Consider the following 6,126-nt stretch of genomic DNA (forward strand, 5'->3'; position numbering starts at 1 on the left):
CCTATCACCCGGCTGGTGAATACGTTTCGGGGCACGTGCGCATTTGACCCGGTTCATCCTCCATGTTCGAGGAGCACTATGCGTTCCCTTTTACGTAAGGGCGTGCTCGGCGCCATCACCGCCGCCGCCGTGGCTCTCGCCCCGCTGGCCTTCACCGGCACGGCCAGTGCCCACCCCGGCCACCATCCCGGCGACAACGCCGTCCGCAAGCTCGTCAAGGACGTCTCCGGCAAGAACGTCAAGAAGCACCTGCAAGCGCTCCAGGCCATCGCCAAGGCGAACGGCGGCACCCGCGTTTCCGGCACTCCCGGCTTCGACGCCTCCCGCGACTACGTGGCGCGCAAGCTGCGCTCCGCCGGCTACGACGTGACCATCCAGCCGTTCGAGTTCACCTTCGACGGCTACATCACCCCGCCCGTGCTCAAGCAGAACAGCCCGGTCGCCAAGACGTACACGTACGGGTTCTTCAGCGACTACGTGGCCATGGGCGACTCCCCGGCCGGCACGGCCACCGGCACGATCCAGCCCGTGGACCTCGTGCTGCCGCCGGGACCCGCGGCCAACACCTCCACCTCGGGCTGCGAGGCGAGCGACTTCGCCGGGTTCGTCGCCGGGAGCGTCGCGCTCATGCAGCGCGGCACCTGCAACTTCCGCGTCAAGGTGGACAACGCCATGGCGGCGGGCGCGTCCGCGGCCATCGTGTTCAACGAGGGGCAGGCAGGCCGCACCGAGGTTGACCTGAACCCGGTGCTCGGCGGCCCCGGGGTGACGATCCCGTCGTTCTTCACCCGCTTCGCGGTCGGGCAGGAGCTGGCCTCCGCCGCGGGCACCACGGTCACCATGAACTGGGACCCGATCGTCGAGACCAGGACCACCTACAACGTGATCGCCCAGAGCAGGAAGGGCGACCCGGACAACGTCGTCATGATGGGCGCGCACCTGGACAGCGTCCAGGAGGGGCCCGGCATCAACGACAACGGCTCGGGCAGCGCCGGCATCCTTGAGGTGGCGCTGCAGTTCGCCAAGACCAAGCCGAAGAACCAGGTGCGCTTCGCCTTCTGGGGCGCCGAGGAGTTCGGGCTGCTCGGCTCCGAGCACTACGTCACCACGCTGACGGAGGAGGAGCGGGCCAAGATCACCCTCTACCTCAACTTCGACATGATCGCCTCGCCCAACTACACGTTCGGGATCTACGACGGCGACGGTGACGCGTTCGGCACCGCCGGGCCTCCCGGGTCGGACGTGATCGAGGAGGACTTCGAGAAGTTCTTCGCCGGGCGCGGGCTGCCGTTCACGGCGACGGCATTCACGGGACGCTCGGACTACGGGGCGTTCATCGCGGCCGGGATCCCGGCGGGCGGGCTGTTCACCGGGGCCGAGGTGCTCAAGACCGCGGAGGAGGCGGCGATCTTCGGCGGCACGGCGGGCGTCCCGCTCGACCCCTGCTACCACAGCGTCTGCGACACGATCAAGAACATCAACGACAAGGCGCTGGACGTGAACTCCGACGCCATCGCGACCCTGGTGGCCACCTACGCCTTCGACACGGGCACGATCGGCGCCGCGAGCGCGCCGGCCGCGGCCGCGCGCGGCGGCGCCCACGGGCACAAGCCCGCGGACGCGCAGAGCTGACCCGGCCGGTGCCCGCACCCCACCCGAGGTGCGGGCACCGCGCCATACCAAGTCAGACCAAGGCGCGTCAGACCAAGGCGCGGCTTGTCACGGGGCAGCAGGTCGAGGGGTGGCGGGTCAAGGAGCGGTGGGGCGCTGGTGGCCGAAGCGGACCGGTTTGGGGCCGGTCAGGCGGACGGCCGGGTCGGTCATCGCCTGCTCGCGGCCCGCGCGCTCAGCGGCCGGCTCGATGACCGGCTCCGCCTCCCCCGCCGCCACGATCCTGCCCACCAGCCGCTCGCGCAGCTCCGCCGCCACCCCGGCGTGCGAGCCGGACCCCGCCAGGTTGACCAGCTCGTGCGGGTCGTTGTCCAGGTCGTACAGGGCCTGCTCCCGGTAGCGGGACGCGGCGGAGACCTCCCACGGGTGGGCGTCCTCGGCGACCGCGTAGTACTTCCACCGCGACGTCCGGATCCCCCGCCCGACCTCGGACTCGCTCACCTGGAAGAACACCTCTTCCGGCCAGTCGGCCCGCGAGTCGCGCACCAGCGGCAGGAACGAGCGCCCCTGCATGGCCTCCGGCACCGGCAGCCCCGCGGCCTCCAGGAGCGTGGGCGGCAGGTCGATCGTGCTGACCGGCCGGGTGATCGCGCCGCCTCCGTCGAACCCCGGGCCGCGTACGGCCAGCGGCACCCGCAGCGACGCGTCGTGGCAGGACCGCTTGTACTCGCCGTTGCGGGTCTTGAAGTGGTTGCCGTGGTCGGAGGTGTAGGCCACGATCGTGTCGTCCAGCAGGTCCATGCTGCGCAGCGCGTCGAGCAGCCGCCCGAGCCCCTCGTCCAGGCGCTTGACCTGCCCCAGGTAGCCGCCCATGTGCTGCGGCGCGGTGCCGCCGAGCGCGGCCAGGTCCGGCGGCATCCAGCGGCCCTGATAGCGCTCCTCGTAGCCGTCGGGGGCCGGATAGTTGTCCACCTCGTTCTGGTGGTGCGGCTCCAGGAACGACAGGAACAGGTAGAACGGCTCGTCGTGGTGGTCGGCGACAAACCGCACGGCCGCGTCCACGAGGGCGTCGGAGCGGTAGCCGGGCAGCAGGACGGGGTCGTTCGCCTCGTCGTACACGATGGTGCGGTAGGCGTCGGAGGTGTGCTCCAGCGCGTTGGCCGCGAGCCACGACTGGTAGCCGCCGCGCTCCTCCTGCCGCACCGGCTCGCTGCCGGCCAGGTGCCACTTGCCGATGTAGCCGGTGGCGTAGCCGGCCGCGCCGAAGTGGTGCGCCAGCGTCCGCTCCTCGGGCGGCAGGACGCGGGCGTTGCGGTAGACGCCGGTCGTGGTCGGGTAGCGGCCCGTCTGCAGCGCCGCACGGGCGGGGGCGCACACCGGCTGCGGGGTGAGCGCGACCGTGGCCTGCGTGCCGTGCCTGGCCATTCTGTCGAGGTTCGGGGTGAAGGGGCCGACGGTGTCCCACCGCTGCTGGTCGGTGAAGACGACGATCACGTTCGGACGCAAAACCAGAAACTCCTTATTTGAGGCCGGTCAGGGCGATGCCCCGGACGAAGTATCGCTGGGTGAGGACGAACAGCACGGCGGTGGGTACGAAGAGGATCACCGAGCCGGCCGCCGTGAGGTGCCACAACGTGAAGTACTCCTGGTTGAACAGGGTGAGCCCGACCGGGATGGTGCGCATCTCGGGCGTCGTGGTGGCGACCAGCGGCCAGAGGAACTCGTTCCACTGGAAGACGAACGTGAACAGCCCCAGCACGGCCAGCGCGGGCCGCGTCTGCGGCAGGATGATGCGCCGGTAGATGCCCAGCTCGGAGGCCCCGTCGATGCGGGCCGCGCTGATCAGGTCGTCGGGGATGGGCTGGATGAACTGCCGCATCAGGAAGATCCCGAACGCGTCCATGAGGAACGGCGTGATCAGCCCCTGGTACGTGTTCAACCACCCCATGTTGGCCATCAGCACGTACAGCGGGATCATCCGCACGAAGAACGGCACCATCAGGGTGGCCAGCAGCGCCACGAACAGCGTGTTGCGCAGCGGGAAGCGGAACTTGGCGAAGACGTACCCGACGAGCGGGTCGAACACCAGGTGCGCCAGCGTGATCACGCCCGCCACGACGAGGCTGTTGACGATGAAGTTGCCGAACGGCGCGCGGGCGAACAGCTCGGCGTAGTTCCCCCACTGGGGCGACTCGGGGACGAGCACCGCGTTCGCCGACAGCGTCTCCGCCTCGGTCTGGAGCGACAGCGACAGCATGTAGAGCAGCGGCAGCACCGTCACCAGGCAGGCCAGCCCGAGCAGGGTGTAGAGCAGCGGCTTGCGCATCAGTAGGTGACCTCCCCGCGCCGCCCGGCCCGCAGCTGGACCAGCGTGAACGCCACGATCACGACCAGCAGCAGCACTGACTGCGCCGAGGAGTAGCCGAGGTCGCGGGCGCGGAAGGCGACGTTGAAGATGTGGAAGACCGACAGGTCGGTGGCGTCGCCGGGGCCGCCGTTGGTGATGATGTACGCCTGCCCGAACGCCTGCAGCCCCGAGATGACCGCCATCACCGAGACGAACAGCGTCGTCGGGGCCAGCAGCGGCAGCGTGATCCGCCAGAACCGGCGCCAGGAGTCGGCCCCGTCGATCTTGGCCGCCTCGTGGTAGGTCTCGGGGATGCCCTGCAGCCCGGCCAGGAACAGCACCATGGTGTAGCCCACGCTCTGCCACAGCGTGACGGCGGCGATCGTGAGCAGCGGCGCGGTGTTGAGCCACTGCTGCCCGGGCAGCCCGGCCGCGACCAGCACCCGGTTCAGCACGCCCAGCTCGGGGTCCAGGATGTTGCGCCACAGCAGGCCGACGATCGCCACCGAGGTCAGGTACGGCACCAGCAGCAGCACCCGGAAGACCACCCGCCCTCTGAGCGGCTGGTCGATCGCGAGCGCCAGCACCAGCCCGAGCACGATGGAGCCGATCACCACCGCCACCGCGAAGACCGCCGTGACCAGGAACGAGTGCCGCACCGCCGGGTCGGCCAGCGCCTGGCCGTAGTTCGCGAGCCCGGCCCACTGGTCGGCCTGCGGGCCGGTGCGCACGCTGGTGGCGACCACGTTGCCGATCGGCAGGTAGAAGAAGATCGCGAAGAACAGGATCGCCGGGATGAGGAAGAGATAGGCCGTCCTGGCGTACCGGCCGGCGAGGGTGCGGGGCCGCAGCCCGAACGAGGGCAGGGCCCGGCGCCGCCGGGCGAGCGAGGTCATCGCAGGAAGCCCTCCGCCGCCTGGCTGAACGTGCCGAGTGCCGTCGCGGCCGGCTGGTTCTGGATCAGCACCTGCTGGTAGACGACCTTGAGCTGCTCCTCCCACTTGCCGAGCTGCCCGGTGAGCCGCACCTGCTGGGAGGAGTCCTTGGCGCCGGGGAGCGCGTCGGCGAAGACCTTGATGGCCTCGTCCGACCGCACCTCGGGCAGCTTCGCCCACGAGGTGCGCGGCATGAGCATGCCGGTCTCCTTGGTGGCGGCCTGCTCGACCTCCAGAGTGGTGATGCGCTTGATGAAGTCCCACGACAGGTCGGGCCTGGCCGCCTTGGCGGGGACGAACATGCTGACGCCCGCCGCCTGCGTGGCCTGGACCTTGTGCTTGAGCGGGGGCGCGACGCCCAGCTCGATGTCGGGGCTGGTCTTCCTGATCGGATCCAGATCCCAGGGCCCGGTGAGGATCATCGCGGCGCGCTTGGCGGAGAACAGCTTCTGCGGGCCCGAGTAGTCGGTGCCCGACACCGGCACGGGGGCGACCTTGTGCTTGTGGATCAGGTCGGCCTGGAACTGCAGGGCGGCGGCCGCGTCCGCCACCGGCGTCATGACCTTGCCGGTCGCCGGGTCGTACGGGGTGACGCCCGCCTGCACCATCCACGGCCAGACGTAGGTGTAGTCCTGGTTGAGCGCGACGCCGTACACGCCGTCCTTGGTCAGCTTCCTGGCCGCGGCCAGGAACTCCTCCCAGGTCGTGGGCACCTCGACGCCGGCCTCGCGCAGCATGGCCTTGTTGTAGACCAGGGTGTTGCAGGTCAGGTGGAGCTGCACGCCGTACACCTTGCCCTGGTAGGAGTTCCGCTCGACGGTGACCGGCTGCCAGTCCGACGGGAAGCCCATCGCGGCGCCGTCGCGGTCGACGTAGTCCTGCAGCGAGCGGGCGTTGCCGGAGATGGCGAACTCCTGCACCCACCCGCCGGGCTCCTCGACCAGGTCGGGCACGGTGCCGGAGGCGAAGTCCGCCAGCAGCCGGGTCCGCAGGTCGGGCCACTGGTACTTCTGCAGGTTGACCTTGACCTTGTTGGCCTGCTCGAACTCGCCGATCACCTTGCGGTAGGCCTGGTAGTCGTGACCGGCGTTCCAGTAGACGGTGAACGTCCCCGGCGCGGCGCTCTGCGTGGCCGGCGCTCCGGCGCAGGACGACAGGACGGGTACGGCCGCCGCCGCCCCGGCCAGGCGGAGCAGGTCGCGGCGGGAGAGCTGAAAGGGGGCGGGGTGGGAG

5 protein-coding genes are annotated in these 6,126 nt (G+C 70.2%); 1 reads left to right on the top strand and 4 read right to left on the bottom strand.

All coding sequences use genetic code 11. The features are described 5' to 3' along the window. Positions 1 to 78 precede the first annotated feature (78 nt). Entirely contained in the window at positions 79 to 1,632 is a 1,554-nt protein-coding gene (locus ETD85_RS36770) for a M28 family metallopeptidase (RefSeq protein ID WP_138694436.1), read from the top strand. A 117-nt stretch (positions 1,633 to 1,749) separates the two neighbouring features. On the opposite strand, the gene ETD85_RS36775 is transcribed toward ETD85_RS36770, so the two are convergent. From ETD85_RS36775 to ETD85_RS36790, 4 genes are all read right to left on the bottom strand, one after another. Continuing rightward, on the bottom strand, positions 1,750 to 3,117 hold the full coding sequence (locus ETD85_RS36775) for a sulfatase family protein (protein ID WP_206059078.1): 1,368 nt from the start codon (positions 3,115 to 3,117) through the stop codon (positions 1,750 to 1,752). A 13-nt stretch (positions 3,118 to 3,130) separates the two neighbouring features. Then, positions 3,131 to 3,937: a carbohydrate ABC transporter permease gene (locus tag ETD85_RS36780; protein WP_138694437.1), complete on the bottom strand. Its 807-nt coding sequence runs from the start codon at positions 3,935 to 3,937 to the stop codon at positions 3,131 to 3,133. Continuing rightward, a complete protein-coding gene (locus ETD85_RS36785; RefSeq protein ID WP_138694438.1) occupies positions 3,937 to 4,854 on the bottom strand; it encodes a carbohydrate ABC transporter permease in 918 nt (305 codons plus the stop codon). Before ETD85_RS36785 ends, ETD85_RS36780 begins: the two co-directional genes overlap by 1 nt. Then, positions 4,851 to 6,126: ABC transporter substrate-binding protein (locus ETD85_RS36790; RefSeq protein ID WP_338087197.1), on the bottom strand; the 1,276-nt coding region annotated here is incomplete at its 5' end. The genes ETD85_RS36790 and ETD85_RS36785, both read right to left, overlap by 4 nt.

Origin of the sequence: Nonomuraea zeae (genome assembly GCF_005889725.1) — a bacterium.
GTDB classification, from domain to species: domain Bacteria; phylum Actinomycetota; class Actinomycetes; order Streptosporangiales; family Streptosporangiaceae; genus Nonomuraea; species Nonomuraea zeae.